General features: G+C 73.0%; 25 protein-coding genes. 10 read left to right on the forward strand and 15 right to left on the reverse strand.

The features are described from left to right. Positions 1–22: 22 nt before the first annotated feature. Complete coding sequence (locus tag ACZ6Z8_RS03435) at positions 23–667, forward strand: L-threonylcarbamoyladenylate synthase (RefSeq protein ID WP_465605874.1); 645 nt, start codon at positions 23–25, stop codon at positions 665–667. On the opposite strand, the gene ACZ6Z8_RS03440 is transcribed toward ACZ6Z8_RS03435, so the two are convergent. The 6 genes from ACZ6Z8_RS03440 to ACZ6Z8_RS03465 form a co-directional block, all read right to left on the reverse strand. Then, on the reverse strand, positions 664–885 hold the full coding sequence (locus ACZ6Z8_RS03440) for a DUF6458 family protein (protein ID WP_465605876.1): 222 nt from the start codon (positions 883–885) through the stop codon (positions 664–666). The genes ACZ6Z8_RS03435 and ACZ6Z8_RS03440 overlap by 4 nt on opposite strands. Before the next feature lie 113 nt (positions 886–998). After that, positions 999–2,582 (reverse strand): PP2C family protein-serine/threonine phosphatase, encoded by a 1,584-nt coding sequence (locus tag ACZ6Z8_RS03445; RefSeq protein ID WP_465605878.1) that lies wholly within the window; start codon positions 2,580–2,582, stop codon positions 999–1,001. Positions 2,583–2,712: 130 nt separating this feature from the next. Further along, on the reverse strand, positions 2,713–4,689 hold the full coding sequence (htpG, locus tag ACZ6Z8_RS03450) for a molecular chaperone HtpG (RefSeq protein ID WP_465605879.1): 1,977 nt from the start codon (positions 4,687–4,689) through the stop codon (positions 2,713–2,715). A 14-nt stretch (positions 4,690–4,703) separates the two neighbouring features. Continuing rightward, a complete protein-coding gene (locus tag ACZ6Z8_RS03455; protein WP_465605881.1) occupies positions 4,704–5,402 on the reverse strand; it encodes a type III effector protein in 699 nt (232 codons plus the stop codon). Positions 5,403–5,510: 108 nt separating this feature from the next. Further along, entirely contained in the window at positions 5,511–5,642 is a 132-nt protein-coding gene (locus tag ACZ6Z8_RS03460) for a hypothetical protein (RefSeq protein WP_465605883.1), read from the reverse strand. A gap of 356 nt (positions 5,643–5,998) precedes the next feature. Beyond that, a complete protein-coding gene (locus tag ACZ6Z8_RS03465) occupies positions 5,999–6,580 on the reverse strand; it encodes a TetR/AcrR family transcriptional regulator (protein WP_465605885.1) in 582 nt (193 codons plus the stop codon). Between the two features lie 51 nt (positions 6,581–6,631). Between ACZ6Z8_RS03465 and ACZ6Z8_RS03470 the strand changes: the two genes are divergently transcribed. Continuing rightward, entirely contained in the window at positions 6,632–7,150 is a 519-nt protein-coding gene (locus ACZ6Z8_RS03470) for a GNAT family N-acetyltransferase (protein ID WP_465605887.1), read from the forward strand. 67 nt (positions 7,151–7,217) lie between these two features. Here the strand turns inward: ACZ6Z8_RS03470 and ACZ6Z8_RS03475 are convergent, their stop codons facing one another. After that, a complete protein-coding gene (locus ACZ6Z8_RS03475) occupies positions 7,218–7,952 on the reverse strand; it encodes an alpha/beta fold hydrolase (protein ID WP_465605888.1) in 735 nt (244 codons plus the stop codon). 194 nt (positions 7,953–8,146) lie between these two features. Then, a complete protein-coding gene (locus ACZ6Z8_RS03480; protein WP_465605890.1) occupies positions 8,147–9,175 on the reverse strand; it encodes an AraC family transcriptional regulator ligand-binding domain-containing protein in 1,029 nt (342 codons plus the stop codon). Between the two features lie 206 nt (positions 9,176–9,381). On the opposite strand from ACZ6Z8_RS03480, the gene ACZ6Z8_RS03485 reads away from it, so the two are divergent. Beyond that, on the forward strand, positions 9,382–9,960 hold the full coding sequence (locus tag ACZ6Z8_RS03485; RefSeq protein WP_465605892.1) for an NADPH-dependent FMN reductase: 579 nt from the start codon (positions 9,382–9,384) through the stop codon (positions 9,958–9,960). A 345-nt stretch (positions 9,961–10,305) separates the two neighbouring features. Here the strand turns inward: ACZ6Z8_RS03485 and ACZ6Z8_RS03490 are convergent, their stop codons facing one another. After that, positions 10,306–10,671, reverse strand: coding sequence for a MerR family transcriptional regulator (locus tag ACZ6Z8_RS03490; protein WP_465605893.1), 366 nt, complete (start codon positions 10,669–10,671; stop codon positions 10,306–10,308). 105 nt (positions 10,672–10,776) lie between these two features. Between ACZ6Z8_RS03490 and ACZ6Z8_RS03495 the strand changes: the two genes are divergently transcribed. Together ACZ6Z8_RS03495 and ACZ6Z8_RS03500 are read left to right on the forward strand one after the other, a co-directional pair. After that, the gene (locus tag ACZ6Z8_RS03495; RefSeq protein ID WP_465605895.1) at positions 10,777–11,565 is read left to right on the forward strand and encodes an amidohydrolase family protein; all 789 of its coding nucleotides are present in this window, start codon (positions 10,777–10,779) and stop codon (positions 11,563–11,565) included. 287 nt (positions 11,566–11,852) lie between these two features. After that, a complete protein-coding gene (locus ACZ6Z8_RS03500) occupies positions 11,853–13,013 on the forward strand; it encodes a thioesterase domain-containing protein (RefSeq protein WP_465605897.1) in 1,161 nt (386 codons plus the stop codon). Positions 13,014–13,028: 15 nt separating this feature from the next. Here ACZ6Z8_RS03500 and ACZ6Z8_RS03505 read toward each other — a convergent pair whose 3' ends face one another. From ACZ6Z8_RS03505 to ACZ6Z8_RS03530, 6 genes are all read right to left on the reverse strand, one after another. Beyond that, on the reverse strand, positions 13,029–13,685 hold the full coding sequence (locus ACZ6Z8_RS03505) for a cytochrome b/b6 domain-containing protein (RefSeq protein ID WP_465605899.1): 657 nt from the start codon (positions 13,683–13,685) through the stop codon (positions 13,029–13,031). Further along, positions 13,669–14,382, reverse strand: coding sequence for a molybdopterin-dependent oxidoreductase (locus tag ACZ6Z8_RS03510; RefSeq protein ID WP_465605900.1), 714 nt, complete (start codon positions 14,380–14,382; stop codon positions 13,669–13,671). Before ACZ6Z8_RS03510 ends, ACZ6Z8_RS03505 begins: the two co-directional genes overlap by 17 nt. A 472-nt stretch (positions 14,383–14,854) precedes the next feature. Next, positions 14,855–15,859 carry a helix-turn-helix domain-containing protein gene (locus tag ACZ6Z8_RS03515; protein ID WP_465605902.1) on the reverse strand — a complete coding sequence of 335 codons (1,005 nt, stop codon included), beginning with the start codon at positions 15,857–15,859 and terminating at the stop codon, positions 14,855–14,857. Between the two features lie 22 nt (positions 15,860–15,881). Beyond that, positions 15,882–16,736: a hypothetical protein gene (locus ACZ6Z8_RS03520; RefSeq protein ID WP_465605904.1), complete on the reverse strand. Its 855-nt coding sequence runs from the start codon at positions 16,734–16,736 to the stop codon at positions 15,882–15,884. A gap of 125 nt (positions 16,737–16,861) precedes the next feature. Continuing rightward, positions 16,862–17,233 carry a hypothetical protein gene (locus ACZ6Z8_RS03525; protein ID WP_465605906.1) on the reverse strand — a complete coding sequence of 124 codons (372 nt, stop codon included), beginning with the start codon at positions 17,231–17,233 and terminating at the stop codon, positions 16,862–16,864. Positions 17,234–17,362: 129 nt separating this feature from the next. Then, positions 17,363–20,080, reverse strand: a complete 2,718-nt coding sequence (locus ACZ6Z8_RS03530; RefSeq protein WP_465605907.1) for a glycosyl hydrolase — start codon at positions 20,078–20,080, stop codon at positions 17,363–17,365. Between the two features lie 310 nt (positions 20,081–20,390). On the opposite strand from ACZ6Z8_RS03530, the gene ACZ6Z8_RS03535 reads away from it, so the two are divergent. The 5 genes from ACZ6Z8_RS03535 (at position 20,391) to ACZ6Z8_RS03555 (ending at position 24,855) form a co-directional block, all read left to right on the forward strand. Beyond that, entirely contained in the window at positions 20,391–20,822 is a 432-nt protein-coding gene (locus ACZ6Z8_RS03535; protein ID WP_465605909.1) for a GNAT family N-acetyltransferase, read from the forward strand. A gap of 110 nt (positions 20,823–20,932) precedes the next feature. Beyond that, on the forward strand, positions 20,933–21,622 hold the full coding sequence (locus tag ACZ6Z8_RS03540) for a phosphatase PAP2 family protein (protein WP_465605911.1): 690 nt from the start codon (positions 20,933–20,935) through the stop codon (positions 21,620–21,622). Between the two features lie 49 nt (positions 21,623–21,671). Continuing rightward, positions 21,672–22,268, forward strand: a complete 597-nt coding sequence (locus ACZ6Z8_RS03545; RefSeq protein ID WP_465605913.1) for a SigE family RNA polymerase sigma factor — start codon at positions 21,672–21,674, stop codon at positions 22,266–22,268. Continuing rightward, positions 22,258–23,505, forward strand: a complete 1,248-nt coding sequence (locus tag ACZ6Z8_RS03550; RefSeq protein ID WP_465605914.1) for a hypothetical protein — start codon at positions 22,258–22,260, stop codon at positions 23,503–23,505. Before ACZ6Z8_RS03545 ends, ACZ6Z8_RS03550 begins: the two co-directional genes overlap by 11 nt. Positions 23,506–23,640: 135 nt before the next feature. After that, a complete protein-coding gene (locus tag ACZ6Z8_RS03555; RefSeq protein WP_465605916.1) occupies positions 23,641–24,855 on the forward strand; it encodes a macrolide family glycosyltransferase in 1,215 nt (404 codons plus the stop codon). Positions 24,856–24,871 lie beyond the last annotated feature (16 nt).

Here is a 24,871-nt window from a genome sequence, read left to right on the forward strand (position 1 = left end):
GAGCCCGCTCGGATGGAGAACGATGTCCCCTCTTCACGACTGTTCCGACCCGGTGGAACGTGCCACCGGACTGCGCGAGGCCGCCGCCGCGCTGCGGCGCGGTGAACTCGTCGTCCTGCCCACCGACACCGTGTACGGCGTCGGCGCGGACGCCTTCGACCCCGAGGCGGTCGCCCGGCTCCTCGGGGCCAAGGGACGCGGCCGGAACATGCCCTCGCCGGTCCTGGTCGGCTCCCCCGGCGACCTCGACGACCTGGTCGACGGTCTGCCCCGGTACGCGGACGAGTTGATGGCGGCGTTCTGGCCCGGCGGTCTGACCCTGGTCGCCCGGCACAAGCCCTCCGTGACGTGGGACCTCGGGGACACCGGGGGAACGGTGGCCGTGCGCATGCCCGACCACCCCGTGGCCCTCGAACTCCTGCGCCTGACCGGCCCGCTGGCCGTGTCCAGCGCCAACCTCACCGGCAGGCCGTCCCCGCAGGACTGCCGCGCCGCCCGGGAGATGCTCGGCGACGCGGCGGCGGTCTACCTCGACGCCGGGCCCACCCCGGCCGCCGTACCGTCCTCGATCGTGGACCTCACCGGCCCGGCCCCGGTCCTGGTGCGCGCGGGCGCGATCAGCACCGAGCGGCTCCGCGAGGTCGTACCCGACCTGCGGGAACGCTAGTCGTAGTAGCGGTCCTCCTCGACCGGTTCTTCGGCCTCGACCCTGCGGACCAGGCGTCGGCGGCGGAACACGTTCACGTAGGTGATCAGCCCCAGCAGGCCCGCGGCCATCAGGATCCAGCCCACCGTGTGCAGGTTGATTCCCTTCACGTGCCAGTCGGTCGCGAAGACCATGATGGCGCCGAGGGCGAACAGGAGGATGCAGCCACCGATACCCATGTCGTCTCACTCCTCGTCGGTCGGTCTGCTCCTCGGGTGCCCTGAATCCGGGCTTGAATGTCGTCGGCGACGAGATCCGACGGTTTCGGGCGGTGCCCACCGGCTCCGGCGGGTCAACGGCGAACGTGCAGGGCGCAGATGTCGTCGCGGCGGTCGGCCGGTCCGACCAGCGCCTGGACGAGCCCGTCCAGGAACGGCAGGTCTCCGCCGTGTTCCGGTACGGCGGAGGCCAGCCGCGCCAGGGCCGTGTCGAGGGGCTCGCCCGGGTTCTCGATCAAGCCGTCGGTGTAGAGCAGGAGTTCGTCGCCGGGCAGCAGGTCGACGGTCGACTCCTCGTAGTGCGGGGTGTCGGTCGCTCCGAGCAGGATGCCCGCCGGGGTGGGCAGATAGCGTGCCTCGCCCCGGCGGACGAGCAGCGGCGGAAGGTGGCCGGCCTGCACCCAGGTGAGCCGGGAGGTCTCGGGCCGGTAGCAGGCCATGATCATGGTGGCGGTGCTGTACGGCCGGTCGGGCGTGTGCAGCAGCAGCGTGTTGAGGCGGTGGAGGATCTCCGGCAGCGGCGTCCCGGTGATGGCCATGCCCTTCGCCGTGAAGCGCAGCAGGGCCATCGTGGCCACCGCGTCGAGCCCGTGGCCCGCGACGTCGCCGACCACCAGCAGGGCGCTGCCGTCCGGCAGTTCGAGGGCGCTGTACCAGTCGCCGCCGAGGTTCAGCCCCTCCTGAACGGGTTGGTAGGCGACGTCGATGACGAGTCCGGCCAGGTGGAGCACCTTCTGCGACACCGGGAGGAGCGTGTTCTGGAGCCGGGCGGCGAGGTCCCGCTCGGCCGCCAGCAGGCCCTGGTGCGCGAGCACGGTCTGCCGGTGTTCCAGCAGCTGCTGTTCGTGCTGCTTGGTGGCGGTGAGGTCCTGGAAGAGCACGTGGAGCTCGACCGGGTCGCCGTGCGCGTCGGTCTGGGCCTCGGCGACGACCCGCACGTGCCGGACCTCTCCCCCGGGGAGGAACAGGCGGACGGTGCGGTCCATCCGCACACCCCGCCCCATCAGCTGGAAGAGCTCCTCCTCCAGCGTCCGGCGGTCGTTCGCCGCGGCCTGGACGAACAGGTCCCGCAGTGCCACCGGCCCCAGTGACCGGGCCCGGCCGAAAATCTCGTAGACCTCCCGCGACCAGACGATCTCGTCGCGGACCAGGTCGTGGTCCATCCAACCGGTCCTGCCCAGGCGCTGGATCAGCGCCTGCCTGCGCTGCTTGCGTTCGTGGGTGTCGAGGCGGGCCCAGGAGACGACCAGTCCTCCTCGGGAGGGCACCGCCCGCACCTTGTAGCGGGACAACCGCGGGATGCCGGCGGCGACTTCCTCGTAGTCCAGCTCGCCCTCGTAGTGGACGCCGGACACGTACGCGCCGAGGTAGCCGTGCCAGAGGTCCGTTCCGGCCACGCCGGGATACGTCTCCAGGATGCTGCGCCCGAGCAGCTCCCGGCCGCGGCGCCCGGCGATGTCGACGGCGTAGGGCGAAGCCGCGGCGAAGCGGAAGTCGACCACCTCGTCGTGCGCCCCGAGAACCGGTTCGAGCAGGGCCATCGACTCCAAGGAGGCATCCAGTACGTCCTGGATCACGGACTCCTGCGGAACGCCCGCTGTCGTCGATCCGCCCTCAGCGCTCAACCCCGGCTCCACCTGTCGGTTGCGGTCAGTCATGCGAGGAGCATGTCACGTCGCGAGGGCGGCGGACGGGCACGCCCCCGCCCGGTCGGTCCCGCCCTCGCGGTGGTCGACAGGTTCCGGCGCGGCCCGCCGGGCATCGCCGGCGGGCCGCACCCGACAGGGGTTACAGGGTGTGGGTGAGGCGGTCGGTCAGCAGGCGGGTGAAGTGGGCCGGGTCGGGCAGGTCACCGCCTTCGGCCAACAGGGCGCTGCCATGGACGAGTTCGGCGATGTCGGTGAGCGCCGGGGCCTCCGGCCCTGCCTTGTGGGCCTGGTGCAGGGCGGTGACCAGGGGGTGGGTGGGGTTGAGTTCCAGGATGCGCTTGACCGGGGGGAGTTCCTGGCCCATGGCCCGGTACATCTTCTCCAGGGTCGGGGTCAGGTCGTGGGCGTCACCGACGAGGCACGCGGCGGAGGTGGTGAGCCGGGTGGAGAGGCGGACCTCCTTGACGTGCTCGGCGAGGGTGGTCCGGAGCCAGCCGAGGAGGGCGGCGAAGTCCTCCTCGCGTTGGGCCTTCTCCGCCTTCGCCTCCTCGCTGTCGTCGCCGTCGGCGTGGCCGTCGAGGTCGACCTGGCCCTTGGCGATGGACTGGAAGCGGTGGCCGTCGAACGCCGGGATCTGGTCGGTCCAGACCTCGTCGACGGGGTCGGTGAGGATCAGCACCTCGTAGCCCTTGGCGGTGAAGGCCTCCATGTGCGGGGAGTTCTCCACCATCTGGCGGTTCTCGCCGGTCAGGTAGTAGATGGTGTCCTGGCCGTCCTTCATCCGCTCGACGTACTCGCGCAGGGTGGTCGGCTGCTGCGCGTCGTGAGTGGAGGCGGCCGAGACCAGCTCCAGCAGGGTGTCGGCGTTGTCGCGGTCCTCGATCAGGCCTTCCTTGAGGACCCGGCCGAACTGGTCCCACAGCTTGCCGTAGGCCTCAGCGTCCTTGGTCCGCAGGTCCTTGAGGGCGGCGAGGACCTTCTTGACGAGGCGTCGGCGCACGGCGGTGATCTGGCGGTCGTGCTGCAGGATCTCGCGGGAGACGTTGAGCGAGAGGTCGTGGGCGTCGACGACGCCCTTGACGAAGCGCAGGTAGTTCGGCATGAGCGCGTCGCAGTCGTCCATGATGAACACGCGCTTGACGTACAGCTGCACGCCCCGCTTGGTGTCGCGGGAGAACAGGTCGAACGGGGCGTGGGAGGGGATGAACAGCAGCGCCTCGTACTCGAAGGTGCCCTCGGCCCGCATGTGGATGGTCTCGGCCGGGTCCTGCCAGTCGTGGCTGATCTGCTGGTAGAACTCGTTGTACTCGGCCTGGGTGACCTCGCTGCGCGGGCGGGCCCACAGGGCCTTCATCGAGTTCAGCGTCTCCGGGACGCTCGTGGCCCCGTTCCCGCTCCCGTCCTTCGACCCGTCCTCGGCGGCGTCCCCGGTACCGGTTCCGGCCTCCGTGCCGACGGGCTCGGCGGCCATGCGGATGGGCCAGCGGATGAAGTCCGAGTACTGCTTGACGATCTGGCGGATCTTCCAGCCGGCCAGGTAGTCGCCGAGCCCGTCCTCGCCGTCCGCCGGCTTGAGGTGCAGCGTGACCGAGGTGCCCACCGGCAGGCCGTCGGCCGGCGCGATGGTGTAGGTGCCCTCGCCGTCGGACTCCCACACGGTGCCCTGGTCCGTCCCGGCGCGGCGGGTGCGCAGGGTGACCTTGTCGGCGACCATGAACGCCGAGTAGAAGCCGACGCCGAACTGGCCGATCAGGCTCTGCGCCGCCTCCGCGTCCTTGGCCTCCTTGATCTTGGCCAGCAGGCCGGCGGTGCCGGACTTGGCGATGGTGCCGATCAGGTCGACCACGTCGTCGCGCGTCATGCCGATGCCGTTGTCCCGGACCGTCAGGGTGCGGGCCTCCCGGTCGACCTCCAGCGTGATGTGCAGATCGGAGGTGTCGACGGCGAGGTCGCTGTCGGTGAGGGATTCCAGGCGGAGCTTGTCGAGGGCGTCGGAGGCGTTGGAGATCAGCTCGCGCAGGAAGATGTCCTTGTTCGAGTAGATCGAGTGGATCACCAGCTGCAGCAGCTGGCGGGTCTCCGCCTGGAACTCCAGCGTCTCGGTCGGGGTGGCCACGGGCCGTGTCTCCTTCAGTGGAAAGGGGTCGGGTCGGTACTGGTCGCCCGGCGCCGACGGCTGCTGTCGACGCGCAACTGTTCGGCCCGGGCGGCGATCTGGTCGAGGCGATCGGCGATCGCCGGATGGTCCGCGGCCACGAGCGGCCGGGTCTCGGCGAGCGGGCCGAGCAGCAGGGTGGGGTCGTTGTGGCCGAGCGCCTCCACCAGGCGTTCCAGGGCGGGGGCCGCCGAGGGGCCGAGGCCGTCCAGGGCGCCGATCTGCCCGGCGAGCCGGCGCAGGTCGGCGGCGTTGGCGCGGGCCCAGGTGGTGACCGCCCGCTCTCCGGCGCGCCGGTCGCGGGCGGCACGGACGCGCTGCTCGCCGGTGCTGCCGGCCTCGGTGCCGGCGTCGCGGTCGGGGCGCAGCCGCAGGTAGCGGCGTTCGGCGGCCTGGCGGCTCTGGACGCCCAGTGGTTCGGCGAGGTCGCCCCAGGTGGCGCCGGCGTCGCGGGCGCTCTCGATCAGGCCGGTCTCCCAGCCGGCGAGTTCCTCGCGGAGCCGGCGCAGCATCAGGAGCGCGGCCAGGGCCTGCCCCGGGTCGTCCGGGCCGGTGGCGTCCGGCGGTGCGTGGCGGGCGGTGCGGGTGGCGGCGTCCATCACGCCCAGCGCGGCGGCGGCGGCCAGGAACGGGACCGGCCCCGCCCCGGGGGTGCCGGTGTGCTGCGGATCCATTCCGTCACTCTTTCGCTGACTGATCCTGCTGTCATCGGGCGGATGACAGAGTACAACGATTCCGGGCGGGGCCGCCGGGTCCTTTCCCGCCCCGGTGGGCGGCGGATGTCAGGCGCGGAAGGCCGCGAGCAGCTTGTCGGTGAGGCGGTCGAGGTGGTCGGGGGCGGTCGGGGTGTGGACGACCGCGAGGCGCCAGTAGAGCGGGCCGGCGAGCAGGTCGAGCGCGAGCTCGCGGTCCACGACGGCGCGGATGGCCTGAGCCCGGGTCCGGGGCCGGGTTCGAGTCCGGACGCGGCCGGGGGCTTCGGTCCTGGGCCGCCGCGGTGCGGGCGCTGCGGTGCGGGGCGCTGCGGATCATGTGCCGATCGGCAGGTCTCCGGGGTCTGCGGGGCCCCGAAGACCTGCCGATCGGCACATGGTCATCTCGCGGCCGCGCGACGAAGCTGTAGTCGGCAGCGCATCCGCACGGGGTGCGCCCGCCGCTCGACCGCCATCCGCCAGCCGCCGTGCGCCGTGCGCCGTGCGCCGCGAGAAGAGGACACCTGCCATGACCGGACCGACCGTTGACACACCGGAGGACGGACGCGCCGCCGATCTCAGCCGAGGGTGGCGTCGAGGAACGCGCGCCAGGCCGTGCGGACGCGCTCGGCATGGCTGTCGCCCTCGCCCGCCAGGAGGTCCAGGAGCAGGCCGCGCAGGACGGCGAGGACCACCGTGGCGTTGGCTCCGGTCCCCTCCAGCACCCGGTCCAGCGGCGGCAGCCACTCCTCCAGTGAGGCGGTGCCGAAGTCGAGCCAGGGTTCGCTGCGGTCGAAGGCCCGGACGTACCCCTCGAAGAACAGGCGCAGCGCGCCCCGGTGCCCGGGGTCCGTCAGCCATTCCCAGAGCAGTTCGAGGGTCTCGCGGGCGCTGCCGCCCTCGGCCGCCGAGCGTTCCAGCAGCGCGAGCTGTTCCGTCCGGCCGACCGCCAGGACCTCGCGGACCAGTCCCTCCTTCGAGCCGAACAGGTAGAGCAGCACGCGGGGGCTGGAGCCGATCTCCGCCGCCAGCGGGCGGAGTGACAGGTCGGACACGTTGTGTTCGGCGACGTAGCGCAGGGTCGCGGCGAGGAGGTCCTCGCGACGCATCGAGGGGCGGCGCGGTGACGGACGGGAAGGTGCGTTGGCTGGGAAGGACACGTGGTCTATCGTTCCACTGAAACGAGTGTTTCACTGGAAGGGGATGCCGCCATGGCCACCAGCGCGCCCGGAGTCGTGACCATCCGCGAGGCCGACCGGCCCGGAGACCTCGGTGCCGTCGCCGCCCTGCACGGCATCCTCTACACCCGCGAGTACGGCATGGACGCGACGATGGAGGCCTACGTCGCCGCGGGCATGGCCGAGTTGGTCCTGGCCCGCACCGCCGAGGGCAGCGCGGCGCCCGGCCGACTCTGGGTCGCCGAGCTCGACGGCCGGGTGGTCGGTGCCGCGGGCCTGGTCCGAGCCGAGGAGCGCCCGGGCTGGGGCCAGTTGCGGTGGGTGGTCCTCGACCCGGTCGCCCGGGGCCGGGGGCTGGGCCGGCGACTGCTGGAGATCGCGCTGGACGAGGCCCGCGCCCGCTCGTACGAAGGCGTACTGCTGTGGACGGTCACCGGTCTGGACGCCGCCCACCACCTCTACGCGAAGGCCGGTTTCGAGCTCACCGTCTCCCGCCCGGCCCACAAGTTCGGCCTCGACACCGTCGAGCAGCGGATGGACCTGCGCTTCTGAGCGGCCCGCCGCCCACCCATCGCCCGCCCATCGCCCGCCCCGCGGCCCGGCGAGCGGGCCTGCCGCTCTACCGGGCCGAGGCGCGGGTGCGGGTCCACCGTTCGCAGCGGCGGCCCGCGGGGCGGGGCGGCTCGCCGATGGTGAGAAGGATCTCCAGCAGCTCGTCCGGGGCCTCGGCCATGACGTCGTGTCCAGCGGGCAGGTCGTGCACCGTCCATCTCCGGTCACGGGAGAGCCGCTCGCGGAGTGCGGGGAACGGCGATTCCGGTGCCTCGGAGAGGTGGATGTAGTCCCGCCGCCGTACCCGGTCCAGGGCGCCGGTGAGGCTGATGCGTTGGAGGTGGGAGGCCAGCGGGTGGGGGGCGACCCTGGGGTCGTCCCGGAGCGTGGACGGCGGGATCAGCGTGTGGCCGTCCGCTCCGACTCCGGCGAGGGTCCGCCGCTGTCGGCTCTCGGGGCTGAGGCTCCAGGCCGAGTCCCCGTCGGCGGGCACCAGGGCGTCCAGGTAGACCAGGGTGTCGACCCGTTCCGGTGCCCGGTCGGCCGCCCCGGTGACGGGCATCCCGCCGTAGCCGTGTCCGACCAGCACGGCGTCCTGGATCCGTTCCGCCTCCAGGAGCGAGAGCACGTCCTGGATGTGGGTGTCCAGGTTCACGGGGGCGGTCGACAGGTGGCGTCTCGCACCGAGCCCGGTCAGGGTCAGCGGGTGCACCTGATGGCCGTACAGGCGCAGTTCGGCGGCGAGCGGCTCGTACCACCAGCCGCCCCGGAACGTACCGGGGACGAGAACGAACGTGGTCATGGCCGGTTCCTCCGAGGGTCTTGAGCGGCGCCCGAGCGGCTGGGCCGAACCGCGGCTCCGAAGCGGGCGACCGGTCGCCGCACCGCCCTTGCCACGCTACGAGCCGCCCGGAGACGGTACAGATGACCTGAGGCGCCAACAGGGGGACCGCTCGCGCCACGGCGGGCGCCCGGAGGGCGACGGCTGCCGACGGGTCAGCCGTGCTCGGCGACTGCCGCCAGGACCGCCGACTTCCGGTAGGTGTCCGGGGTGTGGCCGGTCCAGCGCTGGAAGGCCCGGCGCAGGGCCCGCGGATCGGCGTAACCGAGGCGCAGGGCGATCGACTGGACCGGGAGCCGGGTGTCCCGGAGCAGGTGGGCGGCCTGTTCGTGGCGGACCGCGTCGATCTCCTCGCGCCAGGTCGTGCCGTGGTCGCTGAGCCGGCGCTGCAGGGTCCGCGGACTCACCGCGAGCCGGCCGGCGACGCGCTCCAGCGAGAGCAGGTCCTCGGCCAGCGCCTCGGCCAGGACGGTGCGGAAGGTGTCGCGCCAGTCCGGGGCCGGCCGGGCGGTGGCCAGGCCCATCTCCACGTAGCGCCGGACGATGCGGGCCAGCTCCGGGTCCGCGGACGGCGTCTGCCGTCCGGCGTCGAGCAGGACGATCGAGTTGGTGGGCTGGTCGAAGTCGATGCGGGCGGTGCCGAAGGCGTCGATCAGGTGGCGGTGCCGTGGCGGCGCCGGGTGGGCGAACGCCACCCTGACCGGACCGGCCGAGGCGGCGCCGGTGTCCCGCATCCGCTGCAGGAACGTGGCCAGGGCGAACACGCTGATCTCGCGGTCGACGTCGTCCTGGAACGGCAGCCCGTTGTAGTTCAGGGTGAGTTGCCGTCCCTCCTCCATCACGTCCAGTGAGACGGCCGGGTCGGTCAGCGCGCTGATCCACCGCGCCCCCTCCCGCAGGCCGTCGGCCAAGGTCGGGGCGGTGGTGACCAGGTAGTCCCAGGCGTGCAGGCTGCCCAGCGGGACGTTCCCGGCGACCAGGAGGCCGGCCCCCTCCCCGCCCTGAACGAAGATCAGCTCCCAGATCCGGTTGAGCGCGCCGGTGGGCACCCTCGTCAGGTCGTCGTCGAGTGCGGCCGGTTCCAGCCCCGTGGCCAGCGCGATCTCCTGCGGGGTTATCCCCAGTCGGAGCGCGCTGCTGCGGACGAGCCGCACCAGGTAGGCGGGAACCGTGTCTCTGTGCACGGGGCGCGAGTCTAATCGAACGCCGGAAATCAAGGCCGGGGCACCCACCGGTCGTGTTCCGTCCCCCTCCTGGCGCGAACGGTCCCCGCTGGCGCCGATGGTCCCCCCGGTGACGCGTACGGCCTCCCGCCGCCCCTGCGCCGCGCCCCTACGGTCGATTCCGGCGGGCCGGTGGGCGGCCCGTCGCTCCTGAGGAGGGACCAGCCATGACCGACCTGAAGATCCTCGCCATCTCCGGCAGCCTGCGCGCGGAGTCGCACAACACCGCACTGCTGCACGCCGCGCGCAAGCTCAACCCGGGCGGCCTGGAGATCGAGGTGTACGACCGCCTGCGGGAGATCCCGCCCTACGACTTCGACCTGGACACCCCCGAGGCCCGGCCCGCCGTGGTGCAGGAGCTGCGCGACCGCATCACCGCGGCGGACGGTCTGCTCATCGCCACGCCGGAGTTCAACTACTCCGTGCCCGGCGTCCTGAAGAACGCGATCGACTGGGTCAGCACCGACTGGACCAGGTCCGAGGGCCTGCCGCTGCAGCGCAAGCCGACGGCGATCCTCGGCGCCGCGCCGACCAACTTCGGCTCGGTCCGGGCGCAGCTCGCGCTGCGGCAGGTGTTCGTCTGGACGCACACCGACGTCGTGGTCAAGCCCGAGGTCATCGTCTTCCGCTCGCACGAGCGGTTCGACGACGAGGGCAACCTGGTCGACGAGGGCACCGTCGCACTCCTGCAGGACCTCCTCGGGGCGCTCAAGCAGAAGATCACCGAGGCCCGCCCGCAGTCCTGAACCGCCCGCACGCAGTCCTGAGCCTTCCGGGCGCAGGCCCGAACCGCCCGCCCCCGCCTGCCCTTCTGGACGGACGCGCCTGGAATCGCCCTTCGGCTGGACGGTCGTCATGTCTGGGCGGCCGGTCCGATGGGCATACAACTGGCAACCGGCGACGGGCCCGACCGTGACTCCCCCACGAGTGCGATCGGGCCCCTGCCGGTAACCGGGCCTGGGCGTGACTCCCCCCACGGAGTGGCGGCCAGGCCCGCTGATTTCTCAACCAGCGACACGCAGCGTACATGCCATCTCTACTCAACGCTACCTCGCGGTCGAGGATGGCCGATCGGCACACCGTCCCGCGGGCTACGGCACGGGTAGCCCGGCTTCCTCGGTAGCCGCGATGGCCCGCCGCAGGGTGTCCCGCGCCTGGTCCAACTCCTCGGCGCGGCGGTCGAGTTCGGCGAGCTGGTTGCGCAGCTTGGTGAGCACGCCGGGGCAGGCGAGCAGCGGGCCGTCCGGGCGGCCGCAGGGCAGGACCTGGCCGATCAGTCGGGTGGGCAGGCCGGCGGCGAGCAGGGCGCGGATCTGGCGGACGGTCTGCTCGGCGGAGGGCTCGTAGTCGCGGTAGCCGTTGGGCAGCCGGGTCGAGGTGAGCAGGCCCACGGATTCGTAGTACCGGATCAGGCGTTCGCTGGTACCGGTGCGTTGGGACAGTTGCCCGATCCTCATGGTCGCTCGCTCCCCGTTCGGTTTGACCTTGTCACGGTGTCAGGGTTGCAGACTGGGGCGAGGCGGCGGGAGGCCGCCCCGGAGAACGGCATCTGACCAGGAGAAATGTTGATCATCGACGCCCACAGCCATGTTCACGACCCGATCGACAGCCACCTCGCGCTGCTCGACGAGGCGGGGGTCGACCGTGCGGTGCTCTTCGGCACCCGGCCGCATCCGGAGCGGGCCGTCGATCTGGCCTCGTTCAAGCGGGAGATGAGCGTGCTGCACGCGACGGTCGGCGGGCAGTCCACGGGCGCCGAGGCGCACGAGGCGGCGCTGCGGGAGCTGGCGGCGGCCTGCGCCGCGCACCCGGACCGGTTCATCGGCTTCGGAAAGGTGCGGCTGGACGTCCCGGCCGAGCAGATCGCCGCGGCGGTGGACCGGGACGTGGTCGCCCGGGGCTTCCGGGGCATCGGCGAGCTGACGCCGCCGCCGGACGGTGCGGGCTTGGTCGAGCCGGTCCTGCGCGCCGCGGCCGACCACGGCGGACTGCCGGTCGTGGTGCACGGGTTCGCGCCGACCACCACCGGCGACCTGGCGACGCTGGCCGAGCTCGCCCGCCGCCACCCGGGCGTCCCGGTCGTGGTCAGCCAGCTCGGCGGTCTCAACTGGCTGACGGCGATCGAGCTGGCCCGGGAGACCCCGAACCTCTACCTGGAACTGTCCACCACCAACGTGGTGTTCGCGCTCCGCCTGGCCCTCCGGGAAGTCCCCGAGCGGACGGTCTTCGGCTCGGACGCCCCGTACGGGGACCCGGTCCTGACCCGCGCCCTCGTCGAACGCGTCACCCCGCCCGGCGAGCTGCGCGACCGCGTCCTCGGCGGCACCTTCGCCGAACTCCTGGGACTCTGAGGCGTGTTGAGACGCCGCCCGTGATCTCCGCTCGCCCCTCACGGGGGTGGGGGCGAGCGGTTCCCACCGGGTGGTGACGACCCCGGTTCGGGCCGGGTGCGGCACGAGCGCCAGGGCCGTGCGCGCCACCTGCTCGAAGGGTTCGAGATCGGGCGTGCGGGTACCGGCCCCGGAGCCGACGGCGGCGATGCGTCAGACTGTCCGCCGGTGCGAACAGCGCGGGGCAGGACGCGGCACGGGACGCGGTACGGGACGCGGTGCGGGACGCGGTGCGGGAGGGGCAGCGGGTGGGCAGGAAGCTCGTCGGACGCTTGGGGGCGGCGCTGGGCTGCGGTGACACGGCGGCCCTGGACCTCGGGCCCGGTCACCACCGCCTGGTCGTCCCGGACGGGCAGGCGGGCCAGTTCACCGTCGATGTCCTCGGCGACGCCGACACCGCCCACCGGGTGGTCCACCTGCTGCCGGGAGGCGGTCTCAACGTCGCCGCCAACTACGGCACTGCGCAGGGCCGCAGCCTCGCCCGCTTCCTCGCCGACCACGGCTACCTGGTCATCGGCACCACCCCGCGCGAGGACGCGCTGACGCCCGACCGGACCGGCCCGCACTGCGCCGACTGGGGCCTGGACGGCCACCGGGCGGACCTCGAACGGGTCGTCTCGGCCGCCGGAGCCGTCACCGGGCTGCCGTACGAGCTGCTCGGCCACTCCGCTGGGGCCGCGCTCGCCCTGGCCACCGCCGCCCGGACCGGAGGAGAGCGACCACGGCGGGTCCTCGTCCTCGACACCACCGGCCCGTACGACCCGGAGACGGAACCCGAACTGGTCGCGCGCGCCGGGGCGTTGACCGACCTGTTCCGGCAGCAGCTGGCGGCGGGCGTCCTGACCGTCGACCCCGGACTGAAGGACCTGTTCGCCCGCGCGGCCGCCGACCCCGACGCCCCGAGCGGCCTGCCGCGGCCTCAACCGCAGCCCGGGGCGGAGCAGTTCAGCAACCTCGGGCTGCTGCACTACGCCCTGATCCACACCCGGGAGCTGCCCGGTCCGGCCAACTGGATCCACCACCGGGGCCACAGCGGCGGCAGCTACGCCTTCGGCGCCACCCCCGAAGAGGACCGCTTCGCCCTCACCCACACCCCGCTCCCCGTCTGGCAGGAAGCGATCGCCCGTCTCGGCAGCGGCCTGCAGCCCACCGCGCTGCTGCGCGATCTGGCGGCGGTCTGGGCCGGGCGGACGGAGGTCCACCGGATCGACTGGGCGGCGATCCGGGCCGACGTGGTCTGGGTGAACGCCGAGTTCGGCCGCGGGGACCACGACCTCGGCGCCCGCCTCGTCCGCCGGGGCGGTGCCCGGGTCGACTACCGCGTCGTCCCGGGCTACGGCCACGGCGACGTGGTCTGGTCGGCCACCGCCGAGCGGGACGTCTGGGAGTCGCTGCTGCCCCGCCCGTGACCCGCTGAAGTCCCGCTACTCGACCGGGTCCCCGGCCGGTTCCCCGACCGGGAGCGCGTCCGCCGCCCGGTCCCGGTCCGTCCGCCACTGCGGGTGCTCCCGCTCGGCCCAGTGCCGCTCGACCAGGCCGGTCCGCATTCCGAGCCGTGACTCCCGGTCCCGCCAGGCCATCCGGACGTGCCCGGCGACCACGACGGCGATGGCTGCGGCCAGCCAGTCGTGCACGAAGGTCGCGCCGGTGCGCCAGGAGGGCGGCGCCAGGTGGGTGAGCCACATCAGCAGTCCCATGCCGACGATCACCAGCATCGAGCCGAGCGTCCACTGCGCGTACAGCTTCTGCCCGGCGTTGAACTTCCCGGCCGGCCGGTGCCCGGCCCGGGTACGGACGGCCCGCAGCCACTGCCAGTCCGCCGGGGTGAACCGGCTGAGCCGGGCGGCGTCCGCCCGCACCGCCCGGGAGACGAGGCCGAGCAGCAGCGGCACCGGCAGCGCCAGGCCGCACCACACGTGCACGGTGACCACCAGCGGGCGGTTGCCGACCAGTTCGGCGAGCGGCGCGAGGTAGAGGCAGCCGGCCGTGGCCAGGCAGACGCCCATCAGCGCGGCCGTGGTGCGGTGCACCCAGCGCTCGGCGCGGGTGAAGCGCAGGACCAGCTCAGCTCGTCGGCGCATCGTCCCGCCCGTTCGACCGGCCGACCCAGGCGTCGACGTCATAACCGTTGCCCTCCCAGTACCCGGGCTGCACCGCGTCGGTGACCGTGATGCCCGACAGCCACTTCGCGGACTTGTAGAAGTACATCGGCGCGACGTACAGCCGCACCGGCCCGCCGTGGTCGTGGCCGATCGGCTTGTCCTGCATGCGCAGCGCGACCAGCACGTCGTCCCGCCGGGCCTGTTCGAGGGTGAGGCTCTCGGTGTACGCGCCGTCGAAGCAGTCGAAGCGCACGGCCTTGGCTCCCGGCCGCACCCCGGCGGCGTCGAGCAGGTGGGCCAGCGGCACCCCCTCGAAGGGGGTGTCCGGCACCCGCCAGCCGGTGACGCACTGGACGTCCCTGACCAGCCGCCGCTGCGGCATGGCCTGGAGGTCGGCCAGCCGGTGGGTGGCGGGCCGCTCCACCAGGCCGTCCACGGTGAGGGTGTAGTCCGTCGCGTCCCGCTCGGGGACGGAGGTCACCACCGAGTAGTACCGGAAGCCGTTGTTGCCCGGCAGCAGCCCGCTCAGGCCGCTCGGGTCCCGCTCCGCCAACGACGACTCGGCCCGCTGCAGGTACGGGCCCGCCGCGACGCCCACGGCGCCCAGCCCGAGCAGCCCGAGCACGACCCGGCGTCCGACCGGGGTGCCCCGGTCCTCCTCGTGCGTTGTGTCCACAGGACGATTCGACCAGCTCGGCCCGCTCCAGGGCCAGTGCCGGACGGATTCGATCGTCGCGGTTCGAATACGGGCGGGGGTATATTTGCCGGGTCAGCCATTCGCGGGGGGCCTTGAGAAGGGAGCGCGGCATGTGCCGCCGAGTCGCCTGCCGTACCTGTGGGAAGCCGACCTACGCCGGGTGCGGAATGCACGTCGAACAGGTCCTGGCCGGGATCCCCGCGTCCCAGCGGTGCTCCTGCCCGCCGAAGGAGCGGGCGTCCGGGAGCTGGCTCGGGCGGCTCTTCGGGCGCCGCTGACGCCCGCACCCTCCGGACACGAAGGACGCTCCGGCGTGAACAACGTCACGGCCGATGCGCCCCGGGTACGGATGACCCGGTTCACCGAACCGGGTAGCTACCGGTTCCGGTACCAGGGGCTGCATCTCTTCTCCGCTTCCGGTGGCAGGCTCTTCCGCGGGCGGGTAGCCGGCCTACCCGCCCGCGCGGGCGGCCAGCTCCCGTTGCCGGTGTTCGCGGGGTGAGAGCCCGTACGCGGCCCGGAAGGAGCGGCTGAAGTCGTCGGCCCGGGGGAAGCCCCAGCGGGCGGCGACGGCGTGGATCGGCGTGGTGCGTTGCGCCGGGTCGGCGAGGTCGCGGCGGGTCCGCTCCAGTCGCTGGCTCCGGATCCAGGCGGCGACCGTCTCCCCCGCCGACTGCTGGGTGAACACCCGGTGGAGGTGGCTGACGGAGATGTGGTGAGCCGCGGCGATCGTGGACGGCGACAGCTCCGGATCGTGCAGGTTGCGCCGGATGAAGGCCCGTACGCCCTCCGCCAGGGCCCGCTGCCGGGCGTCCTCCGGCACCGCGGCCTCGGCGTCCAGCTCCCGGGCCAGCCACGCGGCCACCAGGTCGACCACGACCATGCCCAGCCGGGCCGCCTCGGCCGGCCCCAGGGCGGCGGCCTGCCGGTCCAGTCCGAGCAGGAACTCGGACAGCAGCGCGGCCGAGCCCGTCCGCGCCGAGAACGCGCGGCCGAGCAGACCGCGCAGCCGCTGCGGGGGCAGCGGCAGCAGGGCGGCGGGGAAGTCGATGCCCACTCCGGAGACCCGGGACTCGGCCCGGCCGGCGGTGGGGCCGCCGAAGGTCTGCAGGTCGTACGGGGTCGAGCTGTCGACCAGGTGCAGATCGCCCGGTCTGAGCGTCTCCGTCCGGCCCGCACCGCGGGTCAGCGTCATGGAGCCCGTCTGGAGGAACGACAGGTGGTAGACGCCCTCGTCCGAGCGCCGCACCATGCGCTCGGTGCGCCGGAACCGCACCGAGGGGAAGGATGTCCCGAGGAGGACCACCTCGCCCAGCTCGGAACGCCTCAGCTCCGCGCGGAAGTCATCGGCGTGGACGCTGGTCGCGTCGCAGGCGCGCGTCCGCTCCAGCAACTCCCGCCAGCAGTCGAAGCGTTCTTCGACGGGCAGCTCCTCGGCGCGGAACACCGTTGCCATTCCTGCACCCACTTCCGCCCCCTCAGACGCCGTGATCAAGCGGGGTGTTGTCGAGCGGGGCCTTGTCGAGCACGACCTGCGGCAGTGCCGCCGGCTCCGGTTCGTTCTCCTCGATCCGCTGCAACAGCCGGGCGACGGCATCGGTGCGCTCGCGCAGCACCGCGACGTGCTCCGCCCGGTCGTCCTGCGCCGCCGCTTCGGCCGGCCGGACCGGTATGCCGCGCTGCCGGGCGGTCGCGATCAGGCTCTCCCCCGCCTGGCCCACGACGACCAGCGTGGCCGCCGCGAAGCAGCCCGCGTCCAGGGTGCGCGGCCGGCCGAGCAGGCCGCGGTGGACGATCTGGGCCGGTACGGTCAGTTCATCCAGCCGCTGGTCGACCGAGCCGCGTTCGAGCGCCGCGAGGACCACGGTGGCCAGCGCCTCACCGGCCTTGGTCACGGCCCACTTGCGGCCGGGCACGGGTGGGAGGAACTCGCGGATCCGGTCCACGTCCTGCTCCAGGGCACTGGTGGTCAGCACCTCGAAGGCGTTGCGGGTGCGGATTTCGACGACCTTGTCCCACTCCACCTCCTCACCGTCGAAACCGACCTTCGACGGCCCCAGGTGCACCGCCCCGTAGCCGTCGAGCAGCCCCAGCAGCTTGTGCGCCACCGCCGGCGTCTTCGGGTGACGGCCGATCAGCGTGCCGAGCGACAGCTTCCACGGCTCGGTGCACGGCACCTGCGGCGGCGCGACGGAGCCGAGCGCCGTGAGCGCCCACCGCCCACCCGCCACCGACCGCCCGCCCCGCAGCACGGCCTGTCGCCCGGCCTCCCCCAGCTCGGCCGCCGTCCCGACCAGCCGCCCCAGCCCGGCCGCCCACTCGCCTCTGCCCACGTCCGCCCCTCTCCTCACTGAATCCACAGGTCAGCAATGGTACGGCGGCACCCTTCGGACTCTGCCCCGGCCTCGCTCCGGGCCGAACGGGTACCTCGGGTGACGGCCGGTCGGGCGGGCCCGGCTCAGCCCGTGGGGTGGGAGGGGGTGCTGGCGGGGCGGTGCTGGAGGTCGATCGGGTTGTCGCCGTTGTTCGGGGGGAGGGTGGGGGCCGGGGTCGGGGTGGCCGGGGCGGGGGTGGCCGGGGACGGGGCGGTTGCGGTGGGGGCGTGGGTCGGGGTGGCGGTCGGGCGGTGCGCCGAGGTGGTCGTCGGCGCGGTGGGCGTCATGGGGCTCGTGGTGCCGGACGGGGCCGGGGCCGTGCTCGGGGCGCTCGGTGTCGCTGTCGGGGTCGGGGTCGGGGTCGGCGTGGTGCCGCTGCCGGAGGTGGAGGCGCAGGCGCCGGCGGTGAGGACGAGCAGCAGGGCGGCGGCCGGGAGGGCGAGGCGTTGCTTCACGGTGAGGTGTCTCCGGTCTCGTACGGTTCCGGTTTGGACGTCGAGGGCGCCCTACCGGTTCCGGAACGCCGGTGCCCGGCCCGCTCGGGGTGAGCGGGCCGGGCACCGGCAGGGCTTGGGCGGCGGGGGTCAGTTCTGGCTGTCCTCGTCGCCCTGGTCGTCGTCGTTGTCGTACACGTCGCACGGGTTGATCGACCAGATGCCGCGCCCGAAGGTGGCGGCGTACAGCCGCCCGTCGGGGCCGGTCTTCAGCTGCTGCACCGCGGTGGTGGGCAGGTTGCGGCCGAGCACCGAGAAGTTCTTCTCGCCGGGCGCGCGGTAGAAGGCGGCGAGGTCGGTGCCGAGGGCGAGGCCGCCGTTCGGCAGGAGCTTGACCGAAGTCGCGGGGATGTCGGGCAGGTTGGCCGAGACGTCGGTCCAGGTGGCGCCGCCGTCGTGGGTCTCGAAGAGGTGGCCGTTGCCCGCGCCGGGGCCCTCGGTCCAGGTCCGCGAGAAGCCGTTGATCGCGACGAACACGTGCTTCGCGTCGTTCTGGTCCACCGCGAAGGAGGAGATGTAGCGGTTGGGCACGGTGCCGTCGACGGGCAGGTTGAGCTGGTGCCAGCCGGTGCCGTCGGTGTTGCCGACCGCGATGCCGCGGCTGAAGCCCTGGTTGTTGCAGGGGCCGCACCAGCCCGCGTACACCGTGCCGTTGACGGTGGCCACGGCGGTGGCGACGTGTCCGGCGCCCAGGTCGTAGGCGGCCTTCCACTCGCTGCCGCTGCGGATCGCCCAGCCCTTGTGCTGCACCCACACGTGCCGGCCGCCCGCGACCCAGGTGTTGTCGTCCTTGGGGTCGGTGGTGAGCGGCGCGATGAACCGGGCGGAGCTGGTGGCCTTGTCGGGCGGGGCGACCTCGTAGGAGGTGGCCTTGCTCGGGTCGGTGTTGCCGGAGCCGTCGTTGACGGCGCAGTTCTGGGTGACCCACATGTCGAGGTAGACGTACTCCTCGGCGATGTTGCAGCCGTTGTTCGCGTCGACCAGGGTGTCGGCGCCGTCGCCGCCGAAGTTGGAGCCCATCACCTTGTCGTGGGCGCGCAGGATGGACTCGCCGTTGTCCTGGAGGCCGCCGCTGACGATGACGCCCCTGCCGGACCTGTCGGCCGGGTCCTTGCCGACGCCGACCGAGTAGTACTGGAGGGTGTCGATGGTGCCGTCGGCCAGGGACTTCCAGTCGGTGGCGTGGCCGGACGCGTCGGCGGAACCGTTGACCGGGCGGCGGTAGATGCCGCCGTCGTTGCCGACGTACACGCTGGGCTTGCCGTGGTACGAGCCGATGGCGACGGCGTGCTGGTCGGAGTGGGTGGTCGGCGAGCAGTTGCCGGTCTGCTTGGTGGGGTCGATGCTCCAGCAGGGGAACGGGAAGTTCCAGTACGGGCCGGGGACGGACCAGTTGGCGCCGCCGTCCTTGGTCTCCAGCACCTCTTCCAGGCCCGCGTACAGGTGGTCCGGGTTGGCGGGGTCGACCTGGAGGAACTGGTTGTACCAGGACTGGATGCCGGGCTGGTAGCCGGCGCCCTGGAGGGCGGATCCGGAGCCCTTGATCTTGTCCTTGTCCGCGATGAGTGTCCACGGGCCGTAGGGCGAACCGGACTTGGAGACGTAGATGCCCTTGAGCCCGGTGTCCGGGTTGTGCGCCATCACGTCCGGGGACTGGTCGATGGCGTAGTAGCGCGAGCCGTCGGCCGAGCGGGCGAAGGTCACGTTGCCGACGTTGGCGGCGTCGGTCGGCAGGTCGCCGAGCCCGGACACCCGCTGCCAGCTGCCGTCCGCGGCCCTGCCGTAGAAGCCGTTGTAGGTGTCACCGCCGCGCCAGCCGACCGCGAGGACCACCTTGGACGGGTCCTTGGGGTCGATCGCGATGTCGTTGGCGATGTTCTTGTACGGCGCGCTCTCGTCCTTGGCCTTCGAACCCCCGGGCAGGTAGTCCGGGTTCGGCGCGAACTCCAGCGTCCACGGGCCGGACAGGTCGGCCGTCGAGTGGCTCCAGACGCCCCGGCTGGTGGCCGCCCACACCTTGCCGCCGCCGAAGCGCAGCGCGTGGATGATGGTCGACTCCAGCTCGGCGCCACCGACCCGGTTCCCGGGCTGGAACTTCCCGTGCTTCGGGTCGGAGAGCACGTACACGCCGGTGCCGACGTACGAGGTGGCGCCGGTGTTGGACTCACCGGTGGCGTACCAGAGCCGCCCGCCCTCGTCCAGGTTCAGCGTGCCCGTCGACAACGAGGGCAGCTTGTCGGCGATCGGCTGCCACTGCCCGCCGCCGGTGCGGGAGCGGAACACGCCGCCGTTGGCGCCGCCCGCGTAGACGTAGCCGTCGTCGTCGGCGGCGATGCCGGTGATCCGGCCGGTGACGTAGCCGGAGCCGCCGCTGGAGTTGGAGTTGGCGTCCCGGTAGCGGGGGTCGTCCGAGTTGTACGGCTTCGAGGTGACGTGCTTCCAGTCGCCGTCGGTGTGCGGCATCGACTGCAGCTGCGACCAGGCCGCACCGTACGCACCCGGCGCGACGACGCCCGGCGCGGTGCGCGCCTCGGTGTACTGGGCGACGCCCTCGGCGGAGTTCTCCGCCTCGTCGGCGCCGCCGTCGTCCCCACCCAGGGAGTCGGCCCGGGCGGCGAAGGTGTGCTTGCCGCTGCTCGCGCCCGTGACGGCGGCGGCATGCTGCCGGCCGATCTCGGCCAGGTGCTGCGCCTGGCGCGGTCGGGCGTCGGAGGTGTCGGGCGCGGCGACGGCCTGAGCGGTGGTCAGGCCGAGCGCGGTGAGCGTGACGGCGCCGGTCAGCAGCCGTTGACGGTATCTGTTGGACACGGTGGCGGGTCCTCCCCATTGCGGCGGGTCGTGCGATCGCGCGGCCCGGCGGAATCCGACGGAAGCCTTGCGGGTCGGGCCGTACGCCGGAAAGGGATCGGGCATAACGAATGATTAAAACCAAATCAGTTAAGACAGTTCAGAAAACGGAACCCGCGCCACCGCCACCCGGTGGGCCACGGGACGGGCGGCTTCCGTCCGGACCAGTTGATAGCCGACGGGCGGCCCGCCGCCGGAGAAGCGGCCGATCGAGGGCATGTCGACGAGACCCCCGCTACGGCCGGAATCCACCACCTGTAACATGTAATGCATGCAAAGCACTACTGACCCTTACGAGCTGCGCCCGGGCGTCCCCGCCGTCGAGGTCTTCCGCCGCCTGCGCACCGATGCCGGCCTCTCCGACCGGGCGCCCGAAGCGGTCGCCGTCGGCCTGCCCAACACCTGGTACGGGGTGGTGCTGCACCACGAGGGCGAGCCGATCGGCATGGGCCGGATCATCGGCGACGGCGGCACCGCGTTCCAGATCGTCGACATCTGCGTGCACCCGGCGCACCAGGGGAAGGGCCTCGGCAAGCGCATCGTGGCCGCGCTCACCGAGGAACTCGACCGCCGGGCGCCCGCGACCGCGTACGTGTCACTGATCGCGGACGGGCCCGCGCACGTGCTGTACGAGCGGTTCGGCTTCAGGGACACCGCCCACCACGACTCGATCGGCATGTACCGCCCGATGGGCGGGAGCTGACCGCCCGGCCGCCACGTACGGTGTGGCTGAGTACCGGACCGAAGGCCGCGAGCGCCGCCACGGGGGCCGGGACACCGAACCGCACCGCCCGAGGAAGGCCGCACCCCGCCGTGAGCCACCCACCCCAGGCCCCCGCGCCCCACCGCCCGCACCCGTGGCAGTGGGCGACCGGCGTCGCACTCGTCCTGTTCGCGGCGCTGGCCGCGCTGCTGGCCACGCGGGGCTGGGCACCGTACGGCTTCGAGAGGGACGCCAACGACTGGTCCGCCACCCACCGGCCGTCCGCCGCCCGGACGGTGGCCGTGGTGATCACCTCGCTCGGCTCCGGCGCGGTGCCCTACCTGCTGGCCCTGGCCGCGGGCGCCGTCGCGCTCCTGGCCCTGCCCGCACCCCGCCCACCGCGCCGGGCTGCGGTGCTGCTGCTCGCCCCGCTGCTGTGGCTGATTCTGGGCCAACTCCTGCGCACCGGACTGATGTACCTCTTCGGCCGGCCCCGCCCGCCGCGACCGAACTGGGCGGCCGACGCGGCTGGCTTCTCCTTCCCCTCCGGGCACTCCTTCACCTCGGCGGTCTGCGCCGGCCTGCTCGCCCTGGCCGTCACCCGGGCCCGCCCGGCAGCGGCCCGGGCCGCCACCGTGATCGCCGTCGTCCTCGCGGCCGGGGTCGGCCTCAGCCGCATCTACCTCGGGGTGCACTGGCCGCTGGACGTCCTCGGCGGCTGGCTGTTCGCCACCGCGTGGCTCGCCCTGGGTACGGCGGCGGTCCGTCCGCCGGTCCGGGCGAGCCGTCCCGCACGATGATCGGCGACCGGACTGTCACATGAGCCGGACCCCACCGCGTTACCAAGGTATGGATCAAGAAACGGCCGAACCACCGTGGCCGGAGTTCCCGGACTTCGTCGCCTCCCGCGCCCGGCACCTGCTGCGCACCGCCTTCCTGCTCACCGGCGGTGACGCCCACCTCGCCGAGGACCTCGTGCAGGAGGCGCTCGGCCGGATCTACCTCAAGTGGCGGAAGATCTCCCGGCTGGACAACCCCAGCGGCTACGCGCAGACCGTGCTCGTGAACACCTTCCTGTCGTACCGGCGCAAGCGCAGCGCCTCCGAGCGCGTCACCGACGAGTTCCCCGAGGTCGGCGTGCACGACCCGGACCCGGCCCTGCGGCTGACGCTGCTGCGCGCCCTCGCCGAACTCCCCGCGCCGGACCGCGCCGTGCTGGTGCTCCGCTTCTGGGAGGACCGCAGCGTCGAGGAGACGGCCGTGGCCCTGCGGCTGAGCGGCACCGCCGTCCGCACCCGCTGCCGCCGGGCCCTCGCCCGACTGCGCGCGGTACTGGGCGACGACATCGAGACCGCCCTGGGCGGCTCCGCGGGAACGAACAGGACCGACGCCATCAGCGGGCTCAACCCCTCCTCCGAGAAGACGGTGCTGCGCCATGCCCACTGACGACGACTTCGACGACGCGTTCGCCGACGGCTTCGCCCGCGTCCTGCGCGGCGCCGCCGAGCTCGCCCCGGAACCGGTTCAGCACTCCCTCGCCGTCCAGGCCGAGCAGCGCGGCCGCCGTCGGCGCCGCCGCCGGCGCACCGCCGTCGGGGCCGCGCTGGCGGTACTGGTCCTGACCGGAGCCGGCGGCTTCACCGCACTCGGCGGGGGCCCGCTCGGGATCAGCGGGCCGGCCACCCCGCCGGCGCCCGCCCGGGCCGAGATGACGACGCGGGAGCTCGTCGCCCTGGTCACCGACCTGCTGCCGAAGGGCACGGTGAAGGAGCTCAACACCAGCGGCTCGGCGAAGCTCAGCGGGCACATGACCAGCCCCACCCTGCTGTTCGACGACGGCGCCGGGGCGAGCATCGTCGAGTTCTCGGCCGAGTGGACCAACCTCCGGCCCGACGCCGCCGCGGTGTGCACGGACGGCTTCCAGACGCCTCAGGACTCCTGCGACCGGACGGTCCGGCCGGACGGTTCCGTCCTGGTGATCGACAAGCTGCGCAGTCGGACCACCCAGGGCGGCCGCGAGTGGCGGGTCACCTGGGCGGCCCCGGACGGCCGCCGGGTCTCGTTCACCGAGTTCAACGGGCAGCCGGCCACGGCCAACCGGCCGGACCCACCGGTGGCGGACCCCACCCGACTGACGGACCTGGTGACCGACCCGTCCTGGGACCGGGTCTTCGCCGCGCTCACCCCGGTCGAGGACGCGCCGAAGCCCGGCGACTCCCCGCGCCCCGGGCCCGCCGCCAGTGGGCCGTCCAACGCGGAACTGCTCGCGAAGCTCGTACCGCTGCTGCCCGCCGGGGCCGAGGTGGGGAACCAGGACCCCGGCCACGCTGCGCTCACCGTCACCTACCAGGGCCGCACCAGCATGCTTCAAGTCGGGGCGGACCCGGCCTCCAAGCGCGGCCGGGACGAGCTGGCGACCATGGACCGGGAGTCCCTCACCCCGCTGGAGGTCCGGGAGAAGCGGCCGGACGGGACGCTCGTCGTCACCAACCGCTTCGGCAACGGGAAGTCGGCGACCAACCCGGTCCTGCACTGGACGGCGGGCGTTCACCGCCCGGACGGCAGCCGGCTGTGGCTCTCGGAGTGGAACGGCGAGAACCAGTACACGACCAGGCCCGGCGATCCGGCGCTCGGGGTGGACCAGTTGAAGGTGATCGCGACCGCTCCGGAGTGGCGTTCCTGACCTCTCCTTCCTCGCACCGAAAACAGCGGCCCGGCACGGGGAATCGGCGCTCCCACCTGCCGGGCCGCCCCGCGCGCGGCCGTATCGGCACCCTGCGTACGTCCCGCACAGGTGAGTTGACGTAACGTCAGAGCGATGGAACGCAGCACTCGTGACGACGTACGAGGAGAGGTGACGACGATGCCCGGCCCAGCACACATCGCCATGGTGAACATCCCGGCACACGGCCACGTCAACCCCAGCCTGGGGGTGATCCGGGAGCTGGTCTCCCGTGGCCACCGGGTCAGTTACGTGAACGACCCGTCGTTCGCCGAGCAGATCGAGGCCACCGGCGCCCGGCTCGTGCCCCATGAGACGGGCCTGTCGGTCCTCAAGGGGGCCGTCCAGCCCGGGACCAACGTGCACAGCATGATCTTCGACGAGGCGCAGGTCATGCTGCCGCTGATGCGGGAGGCGTTCGAGGACGACCGTCCCGACCTCGTGCTGTACGACTTCATGGCGTACGCGGGACGGGTCCTGGCCGACAGCTGGGGCGTGCCGTCCATGCTGGTCTCGCCGTCCAGGGTCGCCACCGCCGACCCGGACGTCGAACCGTTCCGGACGGTCATGAAGGCGCTGGAGGCGGACGACGTCCCGGCGCGGTTCACCCGGTGGCTGGCCGACAACGGGGTGCCGCCCCGCGACATCTTCACGTACATGCTGAGGCCGGACCGCGGGATAGCGCTCATCCCCCAGGCCCTCCAGACCGGGCTGGCGAAGGTCGACCCCGAGGTCTTCTCCTTCGCCGGGCCCTGCCTCGACCACCGGGAGCGCGAGGGGAGTTGGACCCGGCCGCAGGACGCGCAGAAGGTGCTGCTGGTCTCGCTCGGCTCCACCTTCACCCGCCAGCCGGCCTTCTACCGCGCCTGCCTGGAGGCCTTCGGCGACCTGCCCGGCTGGCACGTCGTGCTCCAGATCGGCAGGTCGACCGACCCGGCCGAGCTGGGCCCGGTCCCGGCCAACGTCGAAGTGCACCAGTGGGTACCGCAGTTCGCGGTGCTCCAGCAGGCCGACGCGTTCATCACCCACGCCGGGATGGGCGGGTGCAGCGAGGGCCTGTACTGCGGACTGCCGATGGTCGCGGTGCCGCAGGCCGCCGACCAGTTCGAGAACGCGGACCGGCTGGTCGAACTCGGCGTCGCCCGACGCCTGGACACCGACCTGGCCACCGCCGACGCGCTGCGCTCCGCGGTGCTGGAGCTGACCGGGGACCCGAAGGTGGCGGCCCGGCTGGCGGAGCTCAGCGCGGAGGTCCGGGCGGGCGCCAGCGTGAGCAGGGCTGCCGACCTGGTCGAGGCGGCGCTGGCCTGACGGTCCCCTGTTCCGG

The organism is Kitasatospora sp. NPDC101108, from assembly GCF_055584725.1.